This is a genomic window from Streptomyces sp. NPDC023541 (assembly GCF_055559995.1).
Window position 1 is genome coordinate 84,294 of the sequence record NZ_JBVHJO010000003.1, and the last position, 25,663, is coordinate 109,956.

The following is a 25,663-nucleotide window of genomic DNA, read 5'->3' on the forward strand; positions in this document are numbered from 1 at the left end:
CCTGCGTGCTCTTCGCGCCGGCGCGGGACCCACCCCGCAGTTCTCTTTGGACACAAGCCACCGCTTCGTCCGCGAATCCCGGGAGTGCCTCGCATGGGGACGAATGGATCGACCATGCTCGAGCCGTTACGGCAGGGGCTTCCCCCGGTCGACCCCACGGCTGTCTCCGGGTCCGCCTCATGCGCTCTGCCCGCGCGGTTCGACGCGGTGCGGGGCGCGCGCACTTTCACCCGCTCGACGCTCACCCAGTGGGGCCTCGACGGCCGCTTCGACGATGTCGCCCTGGTCGTCTCCGAGCTCGTCACCAACGCGCTGCGGCACGCCCTGCCGGACGAGTCGCGGGGGCCGGACGCCGAGCCGGAGCCGCCGGTACGGCTGCACCTGATGCGGTGGAGCACCCGATTGGTGTGCGCGGTGCGCGACCCCAGCGAGGACCGGCCCGGCGGGGCGTTCTCGCCGGAGCGGACCGAGGAGAACTTCGACCTGGAGTCCGGGCGCGGGCTGTTCCTGGTGGACTCGTACAGCGACGGCTGGGGCTGGCACCCGCTCGCGGGGCGGCTGACCGGCAAGGTGGTCTGGGCGCTGTTCCTGCTCCACGACTGAGCCACCCGTACACGACCACTGGCCGGGACCGATCACTGCGATCAGTCCCGGCCAGTGCACGTGCATGGCTTGATGAATGCGCTGTTCCGTCAGCCGATCAGGTGATCGAACTCGCCGTCCTTGACGCCCAGGAGCAGGGCTTGTATCTCGGCCGGCGTGTAGACGAGCGCCGGACCGTCCGGGAAGCGCGAATTGCGCATGGCGACGTCGCCTCCGGGCAGCTTCGCGAACTCCACGCAGGAACCCTGCGAGTTGCTGTGTCTGCTCTTCTGCCACGTCAGCTCAAACAAGGAAGCGAGTTCTGCAGCTGCCATCCCGTTGTACGCGTGGTCCACAGGAAGCCCCCGATAGTGCAGATGTCAACTCCACCGGATCATAGCTGTGTTCACTCCCTGCTGCATGCGCAGATGCACGTGCACGCGGGGTGTTCCGGTGATCACAGACAGGTCCGCCCCCAGGGCCGGAGGGCGTCCGGGACCGCGTCGCAGCGAGGCCGGCTGCCCCGCCGGCCCGGTCCCCCGCTCCGTCCACACCGCCCACACCGAATCCGCCGGTACGGCCCCCTGACGCCGCCCCACCGCAGAACGGGGCGCTCGCGCACCGCTAGGACTTGGGGAGCGGGCGGCGGCGGCCGCCCATGTGGGCCCGGTCCGCGGCCGCCGTGCCGTCCTCCCAGCCCGCGTGGTCGGTGGCGCCGCGCAGCCGGGTCGTGGTGGTCCGCGGGAACATCTCCTCGGCCCGGGAGGTGACCGCCACGTCGCGCGCCACCAGGGCCGGGAGGTTGTCCGGGGCCTCGGTCGCCGTGTGCTCGGCGGTCGCGGCGAGCCGGTGGCCGAGCCGGCTGGCGTAGGCCAGCAGGAACGACTGCCGGAAGGTCTTGGTCCGCTTGCGTCCGCCCGACCGCTGCGCGGCCTCGGCGCGGGTCATCGCGGCCGTCCCCTGCACCAGGAGCGAGGTGTAGAGCAGCTCCACCGCCTCCAGGTCGCTCTCGAAGCCGACCACCGTGGAGAACTGGAAGCCGCTGTTCCACACCGCCCGGCAGCGGTTGGCGGTGGCCACCGCGTCGAGCAGGACCGCCTTCGCCTCCTCGTACGGGGGCTCTACACCGATCCGGCAGGCCGCCGGCACCCGCGCCGGGCCGCCTCCGCGCGCGGCCAGCAGGGCCTCGTCCACGGTGTGCCGGGCCATCAGCTCCTGGGCCTTGGCACTCAGCGCCTCGGCCTCCTCCGGGTAGGTGGTCGCCTCGGCCTTGGCGAGCAGGGCCCGGATGCGGGCCAGCATGCGCGGTTCGATGTGGGCGTGCTCCGCGAGGGCGTCGACCGGGTCGCCGGGCAGCGGACCCACGGGCTCGACGGAGGGCAGCCGGATCAGCAGCCGCAGGACCTCCAGGAAGGCGGTCGCCAGCGTGAACCGGTCGGCCCGCTCCCGCTGCGCGAGCCCGTCGGCGTACTCCTCGTCGCTCTTCCACCACACCTCGGCGGTGCTCCAGCGCTCCGGGAGCCGGGCGTAGCGGCGCCCTTCGGCGGCGATCAGGTCCCCGGTGATCCGCAGGTGCCGCTCGTCGAGGTCCCGGCGGACCAGCCGGAGCACGTCGGCCGGCCGCCAGCCCCGCTCCCAGCCCTGCCGTACGTAGGCCTCCCCGCGCGCCAGCAGCTCGCGGCCCACCCCGGGCCAGCTCCGGGAATCGGCGACGAGCAGCGAGGCCCCGGTGTCCAGCCCGGCGTCGTCCTGGGCGTAGAGGGCTGCGGCGAAGGCTCGGTCGACGGTCTCGGAAAGGTCTTTCACACCTCTCAGCTTGGCATGTCCGCCTTCGCGTCCCCTGCCCGGCGGGCGGCCTCGCTCCGCGGGCGGTGCGCGCCGGGCCGCTCCCCGCGGCCGGCCCCGGAGGCCGGCGCCAAGACCGCACGGCCGCCGGCACCCGAGGCGCGGAGCGGGGGCCGGCCCGGCGCGGCGCCACTGTCGGACCCCGGTGGGACACTCGCACCCATGAGCGACCGCACTCCCCGGTGGGCCCTCGCCGAGGACGGCGACGGGTGGTGGCACGCCGCCCCCGTGCACCCCGCGGACGCGGCCCGGGCGGACGCGGCCCCGCTCCGCGTCCGTGATCCCGCCGAGGCGATCCGCCGTGCCCCGGCCGGCACCCGCTGGGTCTGGCGGTCCACCGCCGCCGTGTACCCGCGCCTGCTCGCGGCCGGCGTCCGCGTCGAGCGGTGCCACGACATCGAGGACGCCGAGCTGCTGCTCCTCGGCCACGAGGGCCGCTCCGGCGAGCCCCGCTCGGCCGCCGCCGCCTGGGCGCGGCTGAACAACGCCCCCGTGCCGCCCGATCCGCCCCAGCGCGCGGCGGACCCGCGCGCCCAGGACTCGCTCTTCGACCCGCAGCCCGCCCCGCTCTCCCTCGACGCCCTGCTCGCCGTCCACGCCGACCAGGCGGGGCGGCTCGACGCGACCGCGCACCCCGACCGGATGCGGCTGCTCGTCGCCGCCGAGTCCGCGGCCTTCCTCGTCGCCGCCGAGATGAACCGGGCCGGCCTGCCCTGGCGGGCCGACGTGCACCGCGCCCTGCTGGCCGAGCTGCTCGGCGAGCGGTACGCGGGCGGCGGGGAGCCCCGGCGCCTCGCCGAGCTGGCCGACCGCGTCTCGGCCGCCTTCGGCCGACGCGTACGCCCCGACCTGCCCGCGGAGGTCATCAAGGCCTTCGCCAAGGACGGGATCAAGCTGAAGTCCACCCGCCGCTGGGAGATCCAGGAGCTGGACCACCCCGCCGTCGAGCCGTTGATCGAGTACAAGAAGCTGTACCGGATCTACACCGCCCACGGCTGGAGCTGGCTCGGCGACTGGGTCCACGCAGGCCGGTTCCGCCCGGAGTTCATTCCCGGCGGCACGCTCACCGGCCGCTGGGTCACCAACGGCGGCGGGGCCCTGCAGATCCCGAAGGTGATCCGCCGGGCCGTCGTGGCCGACCCGGGCTGGCGGCTCGTCGTCGCCGACGCCGACCAGATGGAACCGCGCGTGCTCGCCGCGATCTCACGCGACCCCGCCTTCATGGAGGTGGCCGGCCGGCCCGAGGACCTCTACACGGCCGTCTCCCGCCAGGGCTTCTCCGGCGACCGCGACAAGGCCAAGATCGCCGTGCTCGGCGCCGTCTACGGGCAGACCTCCGGGGACGGCCTGAAGAACCTGGCCGCGCTGCGCCGCCGCTTCCCCCGGGCCGTGGCGTACGTGGACGACGCGGCGAAGGCCGGGGAGGAGGGCCGGCTCGTACGCACCTGGCTGGGCCGCACCTGCCCGCCGCCCGCCGGCTCCGGCGAGGGCTACGAAGCCGGCGACGGGGGCGTCGACCCCGGCGGCAGCGAGCCCGAGGGCGAGGCCGGGACCTCCCGGGACCGGGAGGACGGCTGGACCCCGAGCTACGCCTCCACCAACACCCGGGCCCGCGGCCGGTTCACCCGCAACTTCGTCGTCCAGGGCAGCGCCGCCGACTGGGCCCTGCTGATGCTCGCGGCCCTGCGGCAGGCGACCGCCGGGATGCGCGCGGAGCTGGTGTTCTTCCAGCACGACGAGGTGATGGTGCACTGCCCGGCCGAGGAGGCCGACGCCGTCGTGGAGGCGATCCGCGCCGCCGGCGACCGGGCCGGCCGGATCGCCTTCGGCGACACCCCGGTCCGGTTCCCGTTCACGACGGCGGTCGTGGAGTGCTACGCCGACGCCAAGTGACTCCTCCCGCAGCCAGGCCTCTTGTTCTTCAACTTCGGGCCGGGCACCTGCCGTTCGGCCCGCTCGCGGACAGTGGCAAAGTGAGCCGGATGATCGGACACCTGTACACCGTGGTCATCGACTGCCCCGACCCGGATGAGCTCGCCGGCTTCTACGAGAAGCTGCTGTCGCTCTCGCGGCGGGCGGACACGGGCGACTTCGTCGTGCTTCAGAACGCGGCGGGCGCACCGGTGGTCCTCTTCCAGCGGGTGGACGACTTTCGCGCGCCTCGGTGGACGGATTCCGCGCGTCCTCAGCAGATGCACATCGACGTGCTGGTCACGGACCTCGATACGGCTGAGGCCCAGGTGCTCGCCCTCGGTGCGACGCTGCTGGACGGTTCGGACAAGCCGATCGGCTACCGCGTCTACGAGGACCCCGTCGGCCATCCCTTCTGCCTGATCACTCCCGAGGGAGCCTGACCCCAAAGGGCTGTCCCGTAGTCCCCGGTGGATCAGCGCACGGCGTCAGATGCGGTGCATCGCAAGGCGCAGGAGCGTGCTGATACTGGGCGTATGCGGGCGTTCCGACAACGCGGCGAGGTGCCGTGGCTGTCGTCGTGCGCCCGCCGGGGATTACGGGACAGCCCTTAGTTGCGGTCACGGTTCCAGCCCGGCGCGAGTGCGATCTGCTTCAGCTGGTCCAGCGTGAGCACGGGCGTCTCGCGGGTGGCGGCGCCGCTCTGGTTGGCGGCGTTGAAGGCGGAGACCGTCACGCGGACGCCGTTCTCGCGCAGGGTGGCCACGGTCCACTGGGCCACGCCCCTGCCCTTCTCGCCGGGACCCTGAGTGACCTTGACCCTGGTGCCGTCGGGCAGAACGGTGACGTCGGCGCCCGCGAAGCCCGAGGTGCTCTCGCCCTTGGAGACGTTGAGCTGGACCAGGGACTTGCCCTTGCCGTCGTCGAGCACGGCGTAGCCGTACTCCTCCTGCCCGCCCTTGGACGCGATCGGGATCCCGAACGGCGCCAGCAGCGACTCCAGGGCGTCGCCGGCGTTGCGGTCCTTGAGCGCCGCGCCCGATTCGCCACCCTGCCGGACCGGCTCCCGCTCGGCGGCCGGCAGGTCGTTGAGCGCCGTGAGCCATGCCGGCGAGGTGGCCAGAGCCTTCAGCTGCTCACTGCCCAGCGGCGGGTCGGGCCGCGTGATGCCCGCGCCCTTCTCCGCCGGGGAGTTCCACTCCGAGACGGCCACCATGAAGCCCTGCGGGGTCACGAGCACGGCCCGCCAGCACTTGGTGTCCACCCGGCGGTCGGCGTACTCGTACCCCTTGTGGATCAGCAGCTTCGAACCGTCCGGCAGCTTCTCGGTCCGGCAGTCGTCGTAGCCCTGGAGGTTCTTGTCCCCGCACTGGGTGAGCTGGCCGGCGTGGCTGCCGTCGGGGTCCACCCGGGAGAGGGCGACGCCGACGGCCGCCTTGCCCTTCCCGTCGTCGTACACGCCGGAGGCCGCCGGACCCCTGTCGCTGTCCGTGCCGCGTCCCGTCGCGGCGGTCAACTGCCCGCCCGCCAAGGCGGCTTTCAGATGGGCGATCATCTGCTCCCCGGTGACCGCGCCGCTGCCGACCCTCGGGTTCCCGGCACCCGCGTCGGGCGCACCGTCCGTGCCCGAACCACCGTCCTGCGTCGGCGCCGCGGCGACCGCGACGCCGTCCGCGCCGCCCGCGCCGCCGAGGAGGCCGCCGGCGTAGGCGCCGGCCGTCGCTGTCAGGGCCAGGGCCAGCACGGATCCGCCGACCACCGCGGCCCGGCGGCGCGCCACCAGGCGCCGGCCGCGCTCCTCGCCGGCGTTCACCAGCGCGTGCCGGTCGGCCGTGAAGCCGTCCCCCGCCTGCCGGAGGGCCGCACCGAGATCATCTTCAAAGGGCATGAGGAACTAGACCTTCCGCTTCAAGGGTGGGGGTGGGCGGTGCAGGGGGCGTGCAGGGGCGTGCAGGGTTCGGCGCCTTCGGCGCCCTCAGAGTTCCGCGAAGGCGCCGAGGCTGCCGCCCAGCTCCTCCCGCAGCCGGGCCAGCGCCCGGGAGGTGCGCGTACGCACCGCCGCCGAGCTGACGTTCATGGCGTCGGCGGTCTCCTCGACGCTGCGGTCCTCCCAGTAGCGCAGCACCAGCACCGCCCGGTCCTTGGGCGCCAGCCGCCCCAGCACCTCCAGCAGGGTCATCCGCAGCGCCGGATCGCCGCCGCCCGTCGCCACGGCCCCCGTGTCGGGGAACCGCCCGACCGGGCGCTCCCCCGCCGACCGGCGGCGCCGGTGCGTGAGGTAGGCCCGCACCAGCACCGTCTGCGCGTACGCCGCCGGATTGTCCACACGGGCGATCCGGCCCCAGTGCAGGTACATCCGGCCCAGGGTCTCCTGCACCAGGTCCTCCGCGAGATGGGTGTCCCCGCTCGCCAGCAGACAGGCCGATCGGTACAGGTGCCCCGACCGGCCCGCCTCGAATTCACGGAACCCGTCCCTGCGACCCTGTCGCATCCACTCCCCCTCGCGTCCGTCCCACTCCATTGACGCGACGGCCGTACGGGAATGTTTCACCCCTCGGTCGAAGTCACGCCGCCCAAGTCGTGGAAGTAGACGTGGAACTCCTCTCGGACGAAGCCCTCCGCCTCGTAGAGCCCCTGCGCGACCCTGTTGCCGTACGCGGTCTCCAGCTGGACGCCCGCCACCCCGGCGGCGCGGGCCCGGCGCAGCACCTCGCGCAGCAGCGCCCGGCCGGCGCCGGTACGGCGGCCGGAGGGGGCGACGTAGAGGTCGTTCAGGATCCAGGCGGTCGTCAACGACAGGGAGGAGAAGGCGCGGTAGACCTGCGCGAAGCCGACGGTACCGGCGCCGGCCACGTCGGCGAGCAGGACCAGCGACTCGTCCTTCGCGATCCGCTCCGCCAGGAACGCCCGCGGGGCGTCGGCGTCCTCGATGTCGACCTCGTAGAAGTCGAGGTAACCGCGGAACAGCGCGGCCGCCGTCTCGACGTCCGCCTCGCCCGCCGTGCGGACCACGACGTCCGGACCGTCCTGGATGGACTGCTCGACCTGCTGTGCCGCCTGACCGGTCATGTGCTCTCCCTGGGGTGTGTGTGGCGCGCCGCCTCGAAGCGCCCACGCTACGACGGACGTTGCCGCCGGTGGCCGCCGGTGCCGCCCGGTCGGTGCGCCTCAGCGCCCCTCAGTGCCCGGTCACGGGCCGGGCCGGCAGCGTGCCCGGTTCACTCCCCGGTCCGGATGTGCTCGATCCGCACACATGCTCTATGTTGCAGAGGCAAAACACGGGGGCTCGGCATGGCGCACGCTCAGGAGCCGCGCCCTGGAGCGGTGGCGGGCGCTCGACGAGCCGGGACTGGGGCGACGGACGACAGATGGCACGGGACTACGACAGCCAGCTTCTGGAGTCGGTGGCGGTACGCCGCCGCAGGATGAGGGACGCCCTGCTCTTCGGCGCCCAGCGGGCGCGGCGCACGGCGGACGAGCGGCTGGGAAAGCTGTTCGCGGGCATCGCCATCGCGGCCGTCCTGTGCGCGGGTTGCGTCGGCTGGTCCTTCGTCCAGCACACCCTCGCGAAGCAGAAGGCCGAACAGCAGAAGCAGCAACAGCAACAGCAGGGGCAGTTGCAGCCGTACGGGCAGCCCACGACATCGCGGCAGCCGTCCGCTCCGGTGAGCCCGTCCGCGTCGAAGTCCCCGAAACCACCGAAGAAGACGTCACAGCCGACGCCCTCGCACTCGGCCCAGTCGCCGGGACCGGTGCAGTCGTAGAGGAAGAAGCATCAGGCGTGCAGATCCGGGAGAGTTCACGGTCCGGCAGCAGCGCCATGTCCCCCTTGGCCCCGAAAGGTCGCAAACCCGCGATGATAGGTTCCCGCAAGTGGTGAGCACAGCAACGACTTCCCGGGCGCAACTCAGCCGGGTGACCCTGATCGGCGAGCGGCGCCGTGCCGACATGGTCCTGCCGTCCGACACCCCGATCGGCCAACTGCTCCCGGACATACTCCAGCTGCTCGACGACCGGGCCGCGTCCCGGCCGCTGACCCGTCAGCTGATCGCGCCGGACGGTTCCGCGCTGCCGCACGACAGCACGCTCGCGACGGCCGGCATAGCCGACGGCGCCGTCCTGCGCCTGGTCAGGAGCCACTCCGCACCGCCCGCCCCCGTCGTCCACGACGTCACCGACCTGGTCTCGGACGACCTCGACCTCCAGGCCTGGCGCTGGCGTCCCGCCGCCCGGCGGGGCAGCGCGGGCGTGGCGACCGTCGCCTTCACGGTGACCGCCGCCCTGCTCGCCCGGCACGAGTTCGCACTCGGAGCACTGGCCGGCGGCCTGGCCGCCGTCACGCTGGTCCTGATGGCGGCCGGCGCCCTCGTCTCGCGGATCGGCCAGGGCAACCGGGGCCTCGCGACGGCGCTCCTGCTCGCCTCCGGCGGCCTGGGCGTCCTCACCGCGTGGACCGCCGCGGACGCCCACGACTGGCCGGGCACCGCGCGGCTCGCCGCCGTCGCCGGCGCACTCGTCCTGACACTGGCACTGCTCGGCCACTTCTCGCCGCTCGGCCGCGGCGGGCTCTTCGGAGCCGTGGCCACCGCCGTGATCACCGCCCTGTGGGAGGCCGTCGCCGCCGTCCAGGACGACCCGGCCCGGCTCGGCGCGGTCATGGCCCTCGTCTCCGTGGTGCTGCTCGGCCTGCTGCCGCGGCTCGCCCTGATGGCCTCCGGGCTCACGGCCCTGGACGACCGCCGCTCCGGCGGCGCCTCCGTCAGCCGCCACGAGGTGGGCAACGCCCTCGCCGCCACGCACCGCGGGCTCGCCCTCGCCACGATCGTCACCGCGATCTCCGCGGCGGCCGCCGGCTGGCTGCTGACGCTCGCCGAGAAGCCCTCCGTGTGGACGGTCGCGCTGCCGTCGCTGGTCGCCGTCGTACTGCTGTCGAGGGCGCGCGCGTTCCCGCTGGTGGCCGAGGTCGTGGCGCTGATCGCCGCCGCGGCCCTGCTCGTCGTACGCCTGGTGATGCTGTGGACCGGGCACGACGGCGGCGCCGGTCCGCTCGCCGTGCTGGTCGTGGCCGCGCTGCTGCCGCTGCTCGCCCTCGCGGTGCAGCCGCCGGACCACGTGCAGGTCCGGCTGCGGCGCACGGCCGACCTCGTCGAGTCGGTGGGCATGGTGGGGCTCTTCCCGCTCGCCGTCGGGGTGTTCGGCGTGTACGGGCAGCTGCTCAACAAGTTCTGAGGAAGAGGGGCAGGGGCAGACATGCCGAACGCAGAGAACTGGCAGGGCGACGTCCTGCGCGACCTCCAGGGCGCGGCGCAGCCGGGCGCCGCACAGGGCCCGGGCGCCGGGTCGCAGGGCGCGGGCCCCGGGTCGCAGGCCGGGCCGCAGGGCGCCGGTGCGGGGCAGCGGCCGGCGGCCGGCCCCGGCGGGCAGGTTCCCGGCCAGGCTCCCGCGTACGGGCACCCGCACCCCGGGGCGGGCACGGCCGCCCCAGCGCCCGCCGGCCCCCAGGGCAGCCTCCCGCCGCAGGCCCGGCCGTACCCGCACCCCCAGGCCCAGGCCCAGGCCCAAGCCCAGCCGCAGCAGCCCCAGCAGCAGCAGCCGCATGCCGCGTACGCCGCCGCAGGCCACGGGCAGCGGGCCCGTACCCCCGACTCCAAGCCCGCCGTGGACCGGCAGCTCTCCGGAGCCGGCCGCAAGCCCCGGCACGGCGAGCCCTTCACCGCCCGCGTCCTGCGCGCCGTACGGAGAACCGTTTCCTCGTCGGCCGCCCGCGAGGTCGCCGAAGCCACCCGGGCCGCCGAACTGCTCCAGCAGCCCGTCACCACCGGCCGCCAGATCGCCGTCACCTCCATCCGCGGCGGCGCCGGCAAGTCCACGGTCGCCGCCCTGCTCGGCACCACGTACGCGCACTACCGGCAGGACCCCGTCCTCTTCGTCGAGGCCGACCCGGCCCTCGGCTCCCTGCCGATCCGGCTCGGCGCCGAGACCCTGCGCTGGACCACCGGCGACGTCGCCGGCATCGTCGAGCCCCAGATGTCGCTGCTCGACATCACCGGCTACCTCGTCCAGCTCCGGGACAACGCCTGGCTGCTGCCCGGCAGCCAGGGCCAGATCGGCGCGATGCTCGACACCCCCTCCTACGAACGGGCCATGGTCGCGCTGCGCCGCTACTTCGGCGTGACCGTCGTCGACTGCGAGACGCTCCCCGCCGAGGTCGCCCGCGTCGCCCTGTCCGCCGCCCAGGCCCGCGTCCTGGCCACCCCCGCCACCCTGGACGGCGTCAGCAGCACGTACGCGGTCCTGCAGTGGATGCAGGGCCTGCCCCCGCACATGCTGGCCGGCACCTCCGTCGTCATCACGGAGCAGTCGCCGCACTGCGGAGTCGACCTCGCCGACGCGGTCCGCACCCTGGCGGCGGCCGGGCCGAGCGTCCACGTCCTGCCCTACGACCGCCACCTCGCGGACGGCGGCCGCATCCGCACCGAACTGCTCGCCCACTCGACCCGGCAGACCGCCGCCCGGCTCGCCGCGGACGTCTTCCAGCTCTCCCAGAAGCGCCACTGACGATGAGTACCCGACTGATCCACCGCCCGGCGCGGACCGTCAGGCCCCCGGCGCCGCCCGCCGCACGCACCATCGAGGCCCCGCCCAACCTCCCCGAGGGGAAAGCGGGCAGCATCGCGATGTCGCTGCTGCCCGTGGCCGGCGTCATGTCGTCCGTCGTGATGATGACGGTCGTCCGCAACAGCCAGTTCGCCGCGCTCGGCGCACTGATCCTCGTCGTCACCATCGTCGGCTCGGTCGCGCTCGTCTTCTCGCAGCGCGGCAAGGCCCAGCGCACGCGCCGCACCCAGCGCGAGGCCTACCTCGCCTACCTGGAGGACCTGCGCGAGGAGCTATCCGCCGAGGAACGCGAACGCGGCGAGCACGCCGACGTGCTCAACCCGCCGCCGCACGCCCTGTACGACATCGTCCGCGACCCGGCCCGGCTGTGGGAGCGCCGCCGGGCCGACGGGGACTTCCTGCGCGTGCGGGTCGGCACCGGCGAGATGCCCGTACGCGACCTCCAGATCGGCCAGCAGGGCTCCTCCGTCCTCACGCCGCCCGACCGCTTCATGCTCAACGAGGCCTCGGCGCTCACCGCCCGTTTCCGCAACGGCACCGAACTCCCGCTCACCGTGCCGCTCGACCGCGTGGGCAACGTCAGCGTCATCGGCCCCCGCGAGGACTGCCTGCGCGTCGCCCGCGCCCTGCTGGTCCAGGCCGCCGCCATGCACGCCCCCGACGACGTGGCGATCGCACTGGCCGTGCCCGGCGACCGGCTCCCCGACTGGGAGTGGGCCAAGTGGATGCCGCACCTCCTCGACACCGAGCAGCTGGACGGCCCCGTCGCCGCCCGCCGCATCGCCCCCTCCGCGGACCAGCTCGCCCGGCAGATCGGCCCCGAGCTGCGCCGCCGGGCCTCCTACGCCGCAGAAGTGCGCCGCGGGCTGTCCGGCAAGGACGCCCTGTCCATGACGTCCCGGCTGCTCGTCGTGACCGACGGACACGGCGAGGACGCCGTCGAACTGCCGCGCCCCGACGACGCGGTCGGCCTGCGCGAGATGGGCGTCACCGTCCTGCACCTGCTGGAACAGCGCATCCAGGAGCCCGGGCACGTCGGCGTACGCATCACCGTCGACGGCGACCAGGTCCTCATCGAGGACCTGCGCCAGGACGAGCCCATCAGCGCCCACGGCACCGTCGACGAGGTGGGCATCCCCTTCGCCGAGGGACTCGCCCGGATGCTCGCCCCGCTGCGCCTGTCCGCCGAGTCCCTCATCGACGCCCCGCTGTCCGGGCCCGTCGACTTCGCCGACCTGCTCGGCATCGACGACGTGGCCCGCCTGGACCTGGCGAGCCTGTGGGCCCCGCGCGGCGAACGCGCCTTCCTGCGCGTGCCCATCGGCATCAGCGACGCCCGCGAGCCCGTACTGCTGGACCTCAAGGAGTCCTCCGAGCTGGGCATGGGCCCGCACGGCCTGTGCGTCGGCGCGACCGGTTCCGGAAAGTCCGAGCTGCTGCGCACCCTCGTGCTCGCCCTGGTGGCCACGCACCCGCCGGAGGACCTCGCCCTGGTCCTCGTCGACTACAAGGGCGGTGCGACCTTCGCACCGTTCGCCGACCTCCCGCACGTCGCCGGCGTCATCACCAACCTGGAGAACCAGGCCGGGCTCGTCGAGCGCGTCCACGCCTCGCTGGCCGGCGAGGTCAAGCGCCGCCAGCAGGTCCTCAAGGACGCCGGCAACGTCGCCGACATCGGTGACTACGCCGCGCTGCGCGCCGACCGCCGGCCCGACCTGGACCCGCTCCCGCACCTGTTCGTCGTCATCGACGAGTTCGGCGAACTCCTCACCGCCAAGCCGGACTTCATCGACCTGTTCCTGTCCATCGGCCGCATCGGCCGGTCCATCGGCGTCCACCTGCTGCTGTCCAGCCAGCGCATCGAGGGCGGCAAGCTCAAGGGCCTGGACACCTACCTCTCGTACCGGCTGGGCCTGCGCACCTTCTCCGCCGACGAGTCCCGCACCGTCCTGGACACCACCGACGCCTTCCACCTCCCGCCGCTGCCCGGTTTCGGCTACCTCAAGGTCGACACCAGCCACTACGAACGCTTCAAGGCGAGCTACGTCTCCGGCGCCTACCGGGGCCCCGTACAGCGCGCCGAGGACGAGGACAGCGGCCCGCTCGCCCTGGAGTACGGGGCCTTCAACTCCCCGTCCGAGAAGGAGGGCACCGGCGGCCAGGAACCCTCGTCGCGCCGGCGCGAGACCGGTCCCACCGAGATGGGCGTCATCGTCGAGCAGCTGCAGCACGCCGCCGGTCCGGTGCGCCGCATCTGGCTGCCGCCGCTGCCCGACGCGATCTCCCTGGACTCCGTCGCCGGCCCCCTCGACGTGGGCGTGCGCGGAATGCAGCTCGCCAAGCGCCGCGACCGGCTCGCGGTGCCGCTCGGCCTGCTCGACGACCCGACGAAGCAGTGGCAGGGCCGCTGGTACCTCGACCTCACCGTCGCGGGCGGCCACGCCGCCGTCATCGGCGGCCCGCAGTCCGGCAAGACCACCCTGCTGCGGACCCTGGTCCTCTCGCTCGCGCTGACCCACACCCCGCAGGAGGTCGGCGTGTACGGCCTCGACCTGGTCGGCGGCGGCCTCCAGGCCCTGTCGGGCCTGCCGCACGTGGGCGGGATCGCGGGACGCGCCGACCGCGAGCGCGCGGCCCGCACCGTCGAAGAGGTGCGCACCATGCTCGCCCTGCGCGAGGACCTCTTCCGCGAGCACGGCATCGACTCCGTGGAGCAGCTGCGCACCCTGCACGCGGCCGGCCGGCTGCCGCAGCTGGCCTCCGCCGAGATCGTCCTCGTCATCGACGGCTTCGGCGCGCTGCGCGACGACTTCGAGGACCTCGACGACGCCGTCGTCGACATCCTCAAGCGCGGCGGCGGCTACGGCATCCACGTCGTCGCGGGCATGCTCCGCTGGAACGACGTCCGCATCGCCGTCCAGTCGAACTTCGGCACCCGGGTCGAGCTGCGCCTCAACGACCCCAGCGAGTCCAGCATCGAGCGCAAACTCGCCGAGACCCTCGCGCCCGACGAGCCGGGCCGCGTCCTCACCGACGGCAAGCTGTTCGCGCAGGTGGCGCTGCCCCGCACCGACGGACTCACCGACACCTCGGAGCTGGGCTCCGTCCTGGAGCGCACGGCCCGTATGATCCGCGCCACCTGGAGCGGCGACGCCGCGCAGCCGGTGCGGGTACTGCCGCACGTGCTGGAGCCGCACCTGCTGCCGGGCCCGGTAGCCGAGCCGAAGCGGGTGCCGATCGGCCTCGACCAGAGCGCGCTGGCGCCCGTGCTCCTCGACCTCTTCCACCACGACCAGCACCTGCTGGTCATGGGCGACAGCGAGTGCGGCAAGACCAACCTGCTGAAGACCATCGCCGGCGGTCTCATCGAGCGCTACGGCGAGGACGAACTGGTCTTCGCCATCATGGACCCGCGGCGCAGCCTGCGCGGCGTGGTCCCGGAGGAGTTCAACGGCGGCTACGCCTACAACGCCAAGATGTGCGCGGGGCTGGCCGCGGGCATCGCCACCGAGCTGGAGCGGCGGATGCCCGACGACAGCGTCCCGCTGGAGGACCTGGAGCCGGGCAGCTGGGGCGGCGGGCCGCGGATCGTGGTCCTCGTCGACGACTACGACGTGCTGACCACCGCGGGACAGTCGCCGCTGGCCCCGTTCGTCCCCTACATCCCGTCGGCGGCGGACATCGGCCTGCACTTCGTCCTGACGCGCCGCGTCGCGGGCGCTTCGCGCGGAATGTACGAGCCGCTGGTGCAGGGCCTGCGCGAATCGGGGGCCTCGGCGGTCGTCATGGCGGGCGACCGGAGCGAGGGCCAGCTGTTCCCGGGGGTGTACGCCTCCCAGCAGCCGGCCGGCCGGGGCGTCCTCGTCCGCAGGGGCCAGTCCAACCGGCTGATCCAGACCGTGTACGCACCCGAGTGAAAGGCGGCAGGACCACATGACCAAGGACGTCGTAGCCCTGACCCAGCAGATGCCCGCCCCCTGGACGGTGCTCGCGGGTCTGCTCTCCGGCGGCCCCGACAAGCTGGTGGACACCGCCGGCGAGGGAGCGGTCATCCAGCTCTGCGACGAACAGGGGCGGCCGCTCGTCTCGGTCGAGGCTCCCCTGCTCGTACAGGTCGAGGGTGAGGCGGAGCGGCTGCTCGGCGCCACCCCGCCGCGCGTCCCCTACTGGTGGACCGAGGCCCGCGCCACCACGGGCGTACCCGAGGCCGAACGCCTCGCGGGCACCTTCGCGGCCCGCCTGTCCTCGCTGGCCGGGGGGAGCGCCTGGCCGCCGGAGGCGGCGCGGTCGGTGGCGGTGGTGGAGAGCGACGGGATCAGCGTGGCCCCGACACCCGCCGCGGCGCAGCCCGCCGTCGACGTGCTCACCCGCAACGTCGCCGTGGTCATCATGGACCGCCCGGTCGTCTCGATGACGGCCTGGCTCTCCGACGCCTTCCGGGCCGCCGCCGCGGCCGAGCGGGGCCTGCAGATCGTCACCCCGCCCGGGACGGTGCTGTCCCCGGCGGTGCTCGCCAACATGCCGGACTGGCCCTCGCGGTGGGTCGTGCAGGACCAGCGGGACGGCTACTACGACGGCCTCTCGGGCGCGGTGCTGCGCTGGCAGGAGGGCATGTTCGCCACGCTCGTGTCACCGGACGCCACCGAGGAGGACCCGCGGACACCGGTCGCGGCCGCGTACAAGGAGGCGGTGAACACGGGCGAACGGCAGCTGGCCCTCACCTTCCGCACCATCCACCCCGCGGACGACCGGCTGGTCCTCGGCGGGGCCCTGGAGACGGCGTGGCGCGAGCTGACGGGCGCCCCGCCGGCCGGGTGGGGCACGGCCGAGCCCGCCAACCTCCCCTGGTCGCCCGGCCGGCTGACGGACGTGGCGTTCGCGCGGGCCCCCGAGCCGACGTGGTTCGTGGTCGTCGGCAGCCCGGAGCGGCCGGGACTGGCCACGGTGCGGATCAGCCGTACGAAGGCGGGCGTCGAGGAGACCGTGACGATGGCGCTCGGCTACGGCGACGGCGAGGAGCCGCCGCTGGACGCCCTCCCGCGCGTCGCGGAGGCCCTCGTCACCCGCCACCGCCTCCAGTCGATGCTCGTACAGCTCCGCAAAGCCCGGCGTGATCTGCTGGTACCGCCGCGCTTCGAGGGGCCGGGGGTGCCGCTGGCCTTCGTACTGGGTGCCGAGGAGGTGCGCGGCATGCCGGACGACCGGGCCCGGCACACGCCGCTGGCCGAACCGCCGGTGCGGCTGGGGCCCAAGTCCCGCCCCGGGTACTACTACCCCCTGCCGGGGGACCCGTCGGACCTGACGGGGTGGGCGGTCTTCGAGCGGCTGACGGGGCATCTGAAGGGCTCGTGAAGATGCCTGGCGGTTTGTCATGAGTGAGTCACAACTGGCTCGTTGCTAGTTGCAGGTGCGATGTATGTTGATAGAACTGGTCATACTGATGGCTGATTGTTGATCGCTCGAGAGTGCGGGGGAGTGTGGCATGAAGTTCGACATGGGGACTCAGGTTCTGACGAACCTGATGTCGGGGTCGCGTAACTCGAATACCGACCTGGGGTCGCTGGTCAAGCAGCTGGTGGCTGCGGCGCAGCCGCTGGAGGGCAAGTTCCAGGGGCAGGGCAAGGTCGCGTTCGACTCGTTCAAGCTGCGGGCGGACGGGATCGCGAAGGAGCTGAACGCTTCGCTGGCGGCGATCCTGGGCGGCCAGTCGGGCATGGAGCAGGCGTTCGGGTCGGGTGACCAGGAGCAGGGCGAGAACGCCCGTCAGACGCAGGGCTCGGCGAACTTCGACGCCGCCCGCTTCCGCGGCCGCTGAGCCCGCGGGGTTCCGGGTCTTCTTCTTTCTTCAACTTCAACGGGGAGTGTGGTTGGCATGTCGAGTGGTGGGACGGACCGTCGTGCGTACGACGTGGGCGCCTCGACGGAGGTGCAGGGCGGGATCAAGGGCGTGATCGGCCAGCTGGAGCAGGTGATCGCCGCGCGTGAGGCGCAGGTGGCGGCGGCGATGTCGGACTTCGCGGCGGACGGCGTGGCGGACGACTACCACGCCAAGGAACTGCGCTGGAAGAACGCCTCGCAGGAGGTCAAGAACATCATCCAGCTGCTGAACACGACGCTGGAGAAGAACGACGCGACGGCGCGCCAGACGCTGCAGCGCGCGAAGGCAGCGGTCGACAACATCGGCTGAGCAGGATCGTTTCTACGGGTCAGCGGGGCAGCGGGTCGGCGGGTCAGTAGGGAAGTCGGGTTCACGGGGGTGGGTCGTCCATGACGTCATGGGACATCAAGCCGCAGGGTGTGCAGGGCCACTTGAAGACCGTCGGCGGGAACGCCGGGGAGCTGGAGAAGGCCCTGAACGCGCTGCTCACAGCCATGTCGGAGGCGGCCCAGGCCGCGGGGACGGCCGTCCCGGGCTCGCAGGCGGAGACGAAGCTGCAGGGCCCGGTGCCCGTGGGAGCGCCGCCCCTGTCCCAGAAGGCGATGGGCCCGGTGGCGGCCGCGCTGGGCGAGTACCTGACGGCGCGCAAGCCCGAGTTCAAGTCGATGGCCGAGCGGATCGAGGCGTGCATCCTCGGCGCGGTGGCGGCGACGAACGAGTACCTGGAGGGCGACCTGGACCAGGCCAAGGCCGCCCAGGACGCGGCCAGGTCCGTGAACCTCGACATCCTGCGTGAGAAGACGGGGGCCAAGAAGTGAGCGGGAACGCGCCGGTCGACCCGGCCGAGGTGCCGGTCTTCACGGGCCATCTGCCGACGCTGGACGAGAAGGTGAAGGCGATCTCGTCGGGCGGGGCCACGGTCTCGACGAAGGCGTCGGACGTCCACACGAGCTTCGGCGGCCTGCAGGCGTTCTACCAGGCGCCGGAGGCGGACCAGCTCTTCGCGACGACGAAGCCCGTCTCCGACCTCGGCCTGAAGCTCAGCTCCGACATGTGCACGATCGCCGGCGCACTCGGCACGTACTCCCGCGACGCCGCGCCCATCGTCAAGAAGCTGGAGAACCTCAAGCGGGAAGCGCAAGCGTTCCGCGAGAAGACGGACAAGGACGACAAGTGGCGTGAAGACGGCGACCTGATCGACGAGAACCTCGATCGCCGCAACGAGATCGCCGAGGTGTGGGCCGAGTTCCAGGAAGTGGAACGGGCGGCCTACGCGAAGATCGTCGCACTGGTGGGCGGCAAGCCGCTGCGGGTGAACGACGGCTCCAACGCCAAGGACATGTACGGCTACGACGCCGAGGCGATGAAGCAGGCCAAGTCCCTGCCGTGGGGCGACGCGGTGGAGGAGTCCATCCCCGCGTGGCAGGTGTGGGAGCACGCCTGGGAATTCGGCAAGGGCATCGTCGTCGACGGCGTCTGGGGCACCCTCAAGGGCCTGGGCGGCCTGGTCGGCCTGCAGGGCTGGGACGTGTTCAAGCAGTCCTGGACGGGCCTGGCCAAGCTGGGCACCGGCCTGGCGATCTCGACGATCCCGGGCGTCGGCCCCCTCTTCCTCGCCGCGCCGGACGACAAACTGCCCTCGTGGCTGCGGGATTCGCGTACGGCGATGAAGGAGACGGGCAAGGCGCTCCTGGCCTGGGACCAGTGGGGCTCGAACCCGTCCCGCGCGGCGGGTGCGGTCACCTTCAACGTCGTGACCACGATCTTCACCGGCGGCGCGGGCGGCGCCGTCTCCGGCGCCGGCAAGGCGGGCGCGGTCGCCAAGACCCTGTCGTTCGCGGGCAAGGCCGGCCATGCGATCGACCCGATGACGTACATCTTCAAGGGCGCGGGCGCGGGCTTCTCGAAGATCGGCGACGTGATGGCCGGCCTGAGGGGCATGGGCAAGGTCGAAGTCCCGAACATCAACCTGGACGGCGCGGTTTCCCTCCCCGAGGGAGCCATCCACCTCCCCGACGGCGCGATCCACCTCCCGTCGGGCTCGGCCGTCCCGGACGGCGCGATCAAACTCCCCGACGGCAACATCAAGCTCCCCGAGGGCACCACGACCTTCCCGCCGGGCACGGTCAAGCTCCCGGTGGACGGCCCGCCGAAGTTCATGGACCCCGACGGCAACATCTTCAAGGCGGACGGCTCCCTGGACCAGTCCGTCAAGGACGCCCCGACGGGCAAGCCGGACGCGGGCGCGGACGTCCCGCGGACCGACGCCCCGAAGGTCGACTCCCCCGCCACGGTCAAGGTCCCCGAACGCGAACTGGCCGGCGTCGGCGGCCGCGGAGGCGACGACGCCGTCCGCCTCGGCTCCGACATCTCCGACCCGGTCCACGCGATCGACAACGGCCCGCGCGGCGTCGACACCACCCCGGTCAGGGTCCCGGAACACGAGCTGGCCGGCGTGGGCGGCCGAGGCGGCGCCGACACAACCCCCGGCGGCCACGCGGGCGACCACACCCAGGGCGGCCACGCCCCGGACAACATGCCGCGCAACGACCTCAACAACCCCGGCGGCACCCGCCCGGACTCCCCGTCCACGGCCGGCACCCACGCGGACGGCCCGGGCTCCGGAGCCACCCACAGCGACGGCCCGGGCGGCACGGGCGGCACCCACGATCCGCTGGGCGGTCGCGGTCCCAACGGCTTCGACGACATCCCGCAGCTGGGCGACGACGCGGCCCGCGGAGCGGGCGACGGAACGTCCCCGGGCGGCGGTCAGGACGGCGGGCCGACGCCCCCCACGTCCGGGCAGCAGCTGACCCCCGAGCAGGTCAAGGCCAAGCAGGACGAGTTCGTCCAGAAGGCCAATGACGACAAGGCGTGGTTCGAGCAGTACTACCGGGTGGACGGGCATCGTCACAGCGTCCAGACCAAGATCGACGGGGTCGAGCTGCCCATCCTGGCCAAGGACAGCGACGGGGCCTGGATCTCCAAGAACAGTCTCCCGTCCGCCGGCTCCGAGACCAAGTTCGGCAAGGACCCGCTCGTCCGCGACGAGAACCACCCCGCCATCGACCACCTCGACGACGTCGCCCGGGACCGCAAGGTCTCGGTGGACCTCGCCAACGCCGAGCGTGCGCACAAGACCGCTCCCACCGCCGATACGCTGGCCGAACTGGCCAAGGCGCAGGAGCGTTTCGACACGCGCATGACCGAGCGATGGGGCGAGGGCACCTCCAACAACACCTCGTTCTCGGAACGCCTGGGCGAGGAGGCGGCACGGCTGCACGTGGTCCCGGAGAGGTTCCCCGGCTCGGTGGAGCAGCCGCTGCCCAAGACGCCCAACGGCGCCAACATGTTCGACCAGCTGTACCGCCGCCCGGACGGCAAGCTGATGGTCATCGAGGCGAAGGCGCCCTCGTCCAGTCTCCTCTGGCGCAAGGGCTTCGGTCCGGCCAAGGGCTTCATGGTCAAGCAGGGAACCGAGCCGTACCTGCGGACGATCATCGCCGAGATGAAGCGCCGGCCGGACCTGGAAGTGACCGATGCCGCGGGCAAGGTGTGGACGAACGCGGAACTTGCCACGGAACTCAAGACGGCCCTGGACAACGGAAACCTCGAGTACGGCATGGTCAAGGCCACGGACGGCGGCAATAAGTACGCTGGGGCCGTCCTCGAATTCTTCAAGATATGACAAAGGAGACACCGTCCGTGATCGTGCCTCGCCAGGACTATCGCAAGGACAAGATGGCGGCGGTGGTTCCCGTCATGGAGGAGTCGCTGTCCCAAGCCCTGGAGGGGATCGAGACCTCGCACAGCTCCAGGTCGGATGCCGTCATGGAGTCGCTGAACGTCGCCCTCGTCCGCACCGTGGGGGACCCCGGTTCCGTCATGCTGGAGACGTGGGAATCCTGGCTGCTGGCCATGCAGGTCCACTCGGCCGTCTTCGCCGCCACCGATCCCGAACGGGAGACGGTCACCTGCAAGATCCGCCAGGAGGAGCGCCACCTCGCCACCACCGGACCGCAGACCTACCTTCACGCGGACACCTGGCTCGACGCCTTCTACCTCGCCGTCATCACCCGTGAAGCAGCCCGCCTCGACATGCTGGCCCGGGTGCCCGTGTCCCTGCTGCGCGACTTCGGCGGAGCCCTGGACGAGTACACCTACGCCTGGGTGGAGACCCTCCAGAGCTTCTGGCTCCGCCGTGACGACCTGCGCACGCACCTGGTGCGCGCCGTGGACCTGAGCGCTCCCGACCAGGCACGCGTCATCGACGCAGAGGAGATGGGCAAGCTCCGGTACCCGCCGATCATGATGCTCTACCGGTACCTGCGCAACGACGCCGCCGGCTTCAACGAGGCGCTGGCCGACGCCGTCCGGTGGCACAAGGAGTACTGGACCGCCGACGAGGACCGTGCGCGCAACATCCTGGGTGTCGTGGCCATCGCCCCGCTGGCGATGGCCTGCCTGGCCAAGGCCAACGGCATCCCGATCGAGACCCGGACGGACTACCTCCCCGAGGCCCTCCTCGACTTCGCCTGGCGCGGCGAGTTCGACGCGTGACCGTGAGTCGGCATTTCACCCCGGCTGCCACGGAAGAGGAGTGGGCCGAGCGTCTCTGGGTGAGCCTGGCTCGGGACATCGACGAGCTGGAGGAGTACCCGAATTCACTCCCCATGGTGTTCAACGACGCGCTCCTGCACCTCGGGGCGCGCTGCACGGTGGATCCGACCGCGGAGCGGCTGGAGACATGGGAGGCCGTGGTCAACACGCTGCAGCTCGGGTCTGCCGTGTTCGCCACCGTGTGCGCGGATGAAGGCACCGTGGAGTGTCGGATCAACCGTGAGATGCGCACACTGCCGGCCCAGGGCCCGGCGAGCTTCGCCGACCTGGGCACGTGGCTGACCACCTTCTGGATCGCCATGGTGTGCCGCGATCGGGAACGGCTGAACGCACTTGCGGAGGTTCCACTCAACCGCATCGCGTCCAGCGGCTACGACATCTTCGTCCGGCATTGGGTGGACGCTCTCCAGACCTACTGGCTTCAGGGCTCCGACCTGGTGGAGAAACTCACCCTCGCCGTCGAGATGTCACAGCCGGACGCCGCCACCCTCACCCCGCACGGCCTGCTCCAGACCGTGCTGGCACCGCCCGTCAACCTCTTCTACCTGCTGATTACCAACGACCCGGACGGCTTCAACGAGTTCCTCGTACAGTCACTCGAACTCCACAAGGCCTACTGGACCGTCGACGAAAAGCGAGCAGAGAAGCCCGACGGACACCTTGCTCTGGCGCCTCTGGCCCTCGCCTGCCACGCACACGATGGCGGAATACCCATCAACGTGGAATCGGGATACCTTCCCCACCATCTCCTCACCCGCGACTGGGTGGGCGAGTTCCCGACGTAGCCAGAGCCAGGAAGCTCGGACGAACGGACAGCGGAGCGTGGTTCGCGGTGCTTCTACGGGCGCCGATCCACCGGAAGACGACCGCCTGGAGGCGCTGAACCTCCACAAGGGCTACTGGACGCTGACCGGGGATCGCACGCAGGACATCGAGGGCGCGGTCGTGTTGGGGCCGCCCGCCATGGCATGCCTGGCCTACGACGGGAAACTGCCGTTCGGCGTCGAGTCGCCCTTCGTCCCGAAATGCCTGATCGAACACGCCTGGTGCGGCGGGTTCCCCACGTAGGCCCGCCCGGGGGCCTGAGTAGGGTGGCCGGAGATCGACACACACGGGGAGGGATCGCGCATGGAAGCGCTGCGTCATGGCGACCCCCTGCGGGTCGGGTCGTACATCGCTCTGGCGCGGCTCGACGCCGAGCCGGAAACCACCGCTGCCGAGCGGCGGGTCGTCGTCCGCAGTGCCGACGGGGACGGCCGTACCCTTCTCGCCCGGCTTCCCCGCCCCGACACCGACCCGACCCGCTGGGCCATCGAGGCGGAGGGGGCGCGCCGGCTCTCGATACCGGGGTTCCTGGCGGCCGACGAGGTCGGCGGCGGCGCCGCCGAGCTGCCCTGGTGCACGGCCCCGTACGTCCCCGCCCTCTCGCTGCCCGCCGCCCTGCGCGCCCACGGCGGGCCGCTGCCCGGGCCGGTCGTACGGGCCCTGGTCGCGGCCCTCGCCCGGACGCTGGCCACCGCGCACGCGCAGGGCGTCGCGCACGCCGGCCTGTCCCCCGCCGCCGTGCTGCTCACCACCGACGGCCCCCGCCTGAGCTGCTTCGGCGCCGTACGGGCCGCGGCTCCCGACGGCGGGCAGCGCAGCGGCCTGCCGGGCCTCGACTCCGGCAGTCTCGCCCCGGAGCAGGCGGCCGGCGGCCGCCCCCGCCCGCCGGGCGACATGTACGCGCTGGGGGCGGTACTGGCCTACGCCGCGACCGGCCACACCGTTCCCGAACGTGACGAACTCCCCGCCTTCCTCCGCGAGCCGGTCACGGCCTGCCTCTCCCGCGACCCCGCCCGGCGTCCGCAAGCGCACCAGCTCCTCACCCACCCCGACCCGACCGGTCCGATGCCCCTGCCGGCACCGGTCGTCGTCGCCCTCGCACGCCAGTCGGCGGGGCTCCTCGCCGCCGAACTCCCCGTTCCCGCCTCCCGGACCACCCTCTGATGCACACCGCAGTCACCCCGCTGACGCACGACGACCCGCACGCGCTCGGCGGCTACCGCCTCCTCGCCCGCCTGGGCAGCGGCGGCATGGGCACCGTCTACCTCGCCCGATCGGCCACCGGCCGCACGGCGGCGCTGAAGACGATGCACGCCCACATCGCCACCGATCCCGCCGTCCGCACCCGCTTCCGCCTCGAAGTCGACGCGGCCCGCGTCATCGGCCCCGTCCACGGCGCCCGTGTCTTCGACGCCGATCCGCTCGCCGAAACCCCCTGGCTGGCCACCGAGTACGTCCTCGGCCCGCCCCTCGACGAGGCCGTCTCCGTCGCGGGACCGCTGCCCGAGCCCGCGGTACGCGCCCTGGGTGCCCTGCTGTGCGCGGCGCTGGCCCAGCTGCACGCCTCGGACGTCGTCCACCGCGACCTCAAGCCCTCCAACGTCATGATCACCGCCGAGGGTCCCAAGGTCATCGACTTCGGGATCGCCCGCGCCCTCGGCGACGACCGCCTCACCCGTACCGGCACCGCCGCCGGCACGCCCGCCTTCATGTCCCCCGAGCAGGCCACCGGCCTCGAACACACCTCCGCGGGCGACGTCTTCGCCCTCGCCGGCGTCCTCACCTACGCGGCCACCGGCCACGGCCCCTTCGGCAGCGGCGGCCACGCCGACCTCATGTACCGCGTCCGCCACGCCGACCCCGACCTCACCGGAGTCCCGCCGGCCCTCCTGCCGGTCCTGACCCGCTGCCTCGACAAGGACCCCGCCGGCCGCCCCACCACCGGCGAACTCGCCGCTGCCCTGCACCCCGGGCGGGACGGCTTCGCCGCCCACCTCCCCGAGCCCCTCCTCCGGGAGATCGCCCGCCGCGTCGGCGGCGTCTGGAACGACGCGCCCCACCGCCTGCCCGCCCCGCCGGAGCACGCCCTCGCCGCGACCCTCCCGAGCAGCGGCCAGTCACCTCCCCCATCGCCCTCCGGTATTTCCCGCCGCCGGCTGCTCGCGCTCGGCGGGAGTTGCGTACTCGGGGCGGCAGCGGCCGGCGCCGGCGCCCGGGCCTGGCTCGGCCGCCAGGACCCCGCCGCCCCCAAACCGCCCGCCACCACTGCGGGGGCACCCGCCTGGGACCTGCTCTGGCAGGAGCCCGTCAGCTACGCCGACCCGCTCATCCCGCCCGCCCCGCTCACCCTGGACGGTCTCCTCGTCGTCGGCGAGTACGGCGTCAAGGGTCTGGACCCCGCGACGGGAGCGGCCAAGTGGCCCGACCCTTCGGTCTACTTCATGCGCCGCACCGCCACCGACGGCACGAAGATCTACGCCGCCGACTACACCCTCGACGAGGCCGAGCCGCTCGGCGTCTCCACGGTCGACCCGGCCACCGGGAAGCCCGACCCGCCCTTCAGCGTGCTCAAGGACCTGCGGGCGATCCTCTACGGAACCCAGCTGCTCTGCGCCACCGGCGACGCCGTCTACCTGGTGGGAGGCCGCGGCACCCACACCCGCGACGGCTTCGGCAAGGACCAGACGTGGTTCCTGCTGAAGGTGGACACCCGGTCCGGTGCAAAGCTCTGGGAGGTCCCGCTGCCCGCCCGCCCCGCCGGGTCCCCGCACCTGCACTTCCTGTCCGCCCGGGCCGTGGGCGGGCACCTGGTCCTCGTCCAGCAGTCCGCGGAGCGGGAGCCGCGCCTCGTCGTGCACGACGCCCTGACGGGCCGGGCCCTGTGGGACAAGCCGCTCCAGAGCCCGCAGCCGGTCCTGAACCGGGCCCACCTGGCCGTGGACGACCGGCACGTCTACCCGTCGGCGGGTGAACTCGTGGCGCTGGGCCTCGCCGACGGCAAGGCGGCCTGGCGTTTCGCGGGACAGACCCCGACGGCGCGGTTCGGCCCGCCGGCCGTCAAGGACGGCGTGGTGTACGCGGTCGAGGAGAACCGCGGCATGGTCGCGCTCGACGCCGCGAACGGCACCCTGCGATGGGCGGAGAAGACCCGCACGGTCAGGGCCGAGGACCTCGCCGCCCCGCCCGCGGTGGGGATCTCGTACGTGTACGCCTACGACGGGGCTTCGTCCGCGCTGGTGGCCGCCGACATCCGGACCGGCGCCCTCAGCCGGCCCTTCAAAGCCGCCAGGGCGCGGTACTTCGCCGACCCGGCCGCCAAGCGGCTCATCGCCATCGGCGGCGAATACGTCGCCGCGTACCCCCTCGCCTGAGCTCACAGAAAGC

At 72.9% G+C, this 25,663-nt stretch carries 22 protein-coding genes; 17 read left to right on the top strand and 5 right to left on the bottom strand.

Annotated features, from left to right (window positions below):
* The first annotated feature begins 114 nt into the window (after positions 1-114).
* On the top strand, positions 115-603 hold the full coding sequence (locus ACZ3X1_RS07935; RefSeq protein ID WP_390079932.1) for an ATP-binding protein: 489 nt from the start codon (positions 115-117) through the stop codon (positions 601-603).
* 89 nt (positions 604-692) lie between these two features.
* Here ACZ3X1_RS07935 and ACZ3X1_RS07940 read toward each other — a convergent pair whose 3' ends face one another.
* Both ACZ3X1_RS07940 and ACZ3X1_RS07945 read right to left on the bottom strand, forming a co-directional pair.
* Positions 693-938, bottom strand: a complete 246-nt coding sequence (locus ACZ3X1_RS07940; protein WP_350989850.1) for a DUF397 domain-containing protein — start codon at positions 936-938, stop codon at positions 693-695.
* Positions 939-1,206: 268 nt separating this feature from the next.
* The gene (locus tag ACZ3X1_RS07945; RefSeq protein WP_390079930.1) at positions 1,207-2,388 is read right to left on the bottom strand and encodes a DUF2786 domain-containing protein; all 1,182 of its coding nucleotides are present in this window, start codon (positions 2,386-2,388) and stop codon (positions 1,207-1,209) included.
* Between the two features lie 201 nt (positions 2,389-2,589).
* On the opposite strand from ACZ3X1_RS07945, the gene ACZ3X1_RS07950 reads away from it, so the two are divergent.
* Both ACZ3X1_RS07950 and ACZ3X1_RS07955 read left to right on the top strand, forming a co-directional pair.
* Positions 2,590-4,320, top strand: coding sequence for a bifunctional 3'-5' exonuclease/DNA polymerase (locus tag ACZ3X1_RS07950; protein ID WP_467277735.1), 1,731 nt, complete (start codon positions 2,590-2,592; stop codon positions 4,318-4,320).
* An 89-nt stretch (positions 4,321-4,409) separates the two neighbouring features.
* Complete coding sequence (locus ACZ3X1_RS07955) at positions 4,410-4,781, top strand: VOC family protein (protein ID WP_356810209.1); 372 nt, start codon at positions 4,410-4,412, stop codon at positions 4,779-4,781.
* Positions 4,782-4,948: 167 nt separating this feature from the next.
* Here ACZ3X1_RS07955 and ACZ3X1_RS07960 read toward each other — a convergent pair whose 3' ends face one another.
* The 3 genes from ACZ3X1_RS07960 to ACZ3X1_RS07970 form a co-directional block, all read right to left on the bottom strand.
* A complete protein-coding gene (locus ACZ3X1_RS07960; RefSeq protein ID WP_467277739.1) occupies positions 4,949-6,226 on the bottom strand; it encodes a hypothetical protein in 1,278 nt (425 codons plus the stop codon).
* Positions 6,227-6,313: 87 nt separating this feature from the next.
* Positions 6,314-6,829: a SigE family RNA polymerase sigma factor gene (locus ACZ3X1_RS07965; RefSeq protein ID WP_467277741.1), complete on the bottom strand. Its 516-nt coding sequence runs from the start codon at positions 6,827-6,829 to the stop codon at positions 6,314-6,316.
* A 56-nt stretch (positions 6,830-6,885) separates the two neighbouring features.
* Positions 6,886-7,407 (bottom strand): GNAT family N-acetyltransferase, encoded by a 522-nt coding sequence (locus ACZ3X1_RS07970; RefSeq protein WP_467277744.1) that lies wholly within the window; start codon positions 7,405-7,407, stop codon positions 6,886-6,888.
* A gap of 299 nt (positions 7,408-7,706) precedes the next feature.
* Here ACZ3X1_RS07970 and ACZ3X1_RS07975 point away from each other — a divergent pair, with 299 nt between their 5' ends.
* The 14 genes from ACZ3X1_RS07975 to ACZ3X1_RS08040 all read left to right on the top strand — a co-directional run bounded on the left by ACZ3X1_RS07975 (position 7,707) and on the right by ACZ3X1_RS08040 (position 25,650).
* Positions 7,707-8,102, top strand: a complete 396-nt coding sequence (locus ACZ3X1_RS07975) for a hypothetical protein (RefSeq protein ID WP_390079922.1) — start codon at positions 7,707-7,709, stop codon at positions 8,100-8,102.
* A gap of 109 nt (positions 8,103-8,211) precedes the next feature.
* Positions 8,212-9,567, top strand: a complete 1,356-nt coding sequence (gene eccD, locus ACZ3X1_RS07980; protein ID WP_391706556.1) for a type VII secretion integral membrane protein EccD — start codon at positions 8,212-8,214, stop codon at positions 9,565-9,567.
* A 21-nt stretch (positions 9,568-9,588) separates the two neighbouring features.
* The gene (locus tag ACZ3X1_RS07985; protein ID WP_467277748.1) at positions 9,589-10,896 is read left to right on the top strand and encodes a MinD/ParA family ATP-binding protein; all 1,308 of its coding nucleotides are present in this window, start codon (positions 9,589-9,591) and stop codon (positions 10,894-10,896) included.
* A 2-nt stretch (positions 10,897-10,898) separates the two neighbouring features.
* Entirely contained in the window at positions 10,899-14,873 is a 3,975-nt protein-coding gene (eccCa, locus tag ACZ3X1_RS07990) for a type VII secretion protein EccCa (protein ID WP_467277750.1), read from the top strand.
* A 16-nt stretch (positions 14,874-14,889) separates the two neighbouring features.
* Entirely contained in the window at positions 14,890-16,308 is a 1,419-nt protein-coding gene (locus tag ACZ3X1_RS07995; RefSeq protein ID WP_467277752.1) for a DUF6177 family protein, read from the top strand.
* A gap of 130 nt (positions 16,309-16,438) precedes the next feature.
* Positions 16,439-16,771 (top strand): hypothetical protein, encoded by a 333-nt coding sequence (locus ACZ3X1_RS08000; protein WP_356810217.1) that lies wholly within the window; start codon positions 16,439-16,441, stop codon positions 16,769-16,771.
* Between the two features lie 57 nt (positions 16,772-16,828).
* Positions 16,829-17,143, top strand: coding sequence for a pore-forming ESAT-6 family protein (locus ACZ3X1_RS08005; protein ID WP_356810218.1), 315 nt, complete (start codon positions 16,829-16,831; stop codon positions 17,141-17,143).
* A gap of 80 nt (positions 17,144-17,223) precedes the next feature.
* The gene (locus ACZ3X1_RS08010; RefSeq protein WP_356810219.1) at positions 17,224-17,652 is read left to right on the top strand and encodes a DUF6507 family protein; all 429 of its coding nucleotides are present in this window, start codon (positions 17,224-17,226) and stop codon (positions 17,650-17,652) included.
* Positions 17,649-20,522 carry a hypothetical protein gene (locus ACZ3X1_RS08015; protein ID WP_467277755.1) on the top strand — a complete coding sequence of 958 codons (2,874 nt, stop codon included), beginning with the start codon at positions 17,649-17,651 and terminating at the stop codon, positions 20,520-20,522. The genes ACZ3X1_RS08010 and ACZ3X1_RS08015 overlap by 4 nt, the downstream gene beginning before the upstream one ends.
* Positions 20,523-20,539: 17 nt before the next feature.
* Positions 20,540-21,394: an immunity 49 family protein gene (locus ACZ3X1_RS08020; protein WP_356810221.1), complete on the top strand. Its 855-nt coding sequence runs from the start codon at positions 20,540-20,542 to the stop codon at positions 21,392-21,394.
* 59 nt (positions 21,395-21,453) lie between these two features.
* Positions 21,454-22,239: an immunity 49 family protein gene (locus ACZ3X1_RS08025; RefSeq protein ID WP_467277757.1), complete on the top strand. Its 786-nt coding sequence runs from the start codon at positions 21,454-21,456 to the stop codon at positions 22,237-22,239.
* Positions 22,240-22,276: 37 nt separating this feature from the next.
* Positions 22,277-22,522, top strand: coding sequence for an Imm49 family immunity protein (locus ACZ3X1_RS08030; protein ID WP_467277759.1), 246 nt, complete (start codon positions 22,277-22,279; stop codon positions 22,520-22,522).
* Between the two features lie 60 nt (positions 22,523-22,582).
* Positions 22,583-23,443, top strand: a complete 861-nt coding sequence (locus ACZ3X1_RS08035; protein WP_467277762.1) for a protein kinase family protein — start codon at positions 22,583-22,585, stop codon at positions 23,441-23,443.
* A complete protein-coding gene (locus ACZ3X1_RS08040; RefSeq protein ID WP_467277765.1) occupies positions 23,443-25,650 on the top strand; it encodes a protein kinase domain-containing protein in 2,208 nt (735 codons plus the stop codon). The genes ACZ3X1_RS08035 and ACZ3X1_RS08040 overlap by 1 nt, the downstream gene beginning before the upstream one ends.
* Positions 25,651-25,663: the final 13 nt, after the last annotated feature.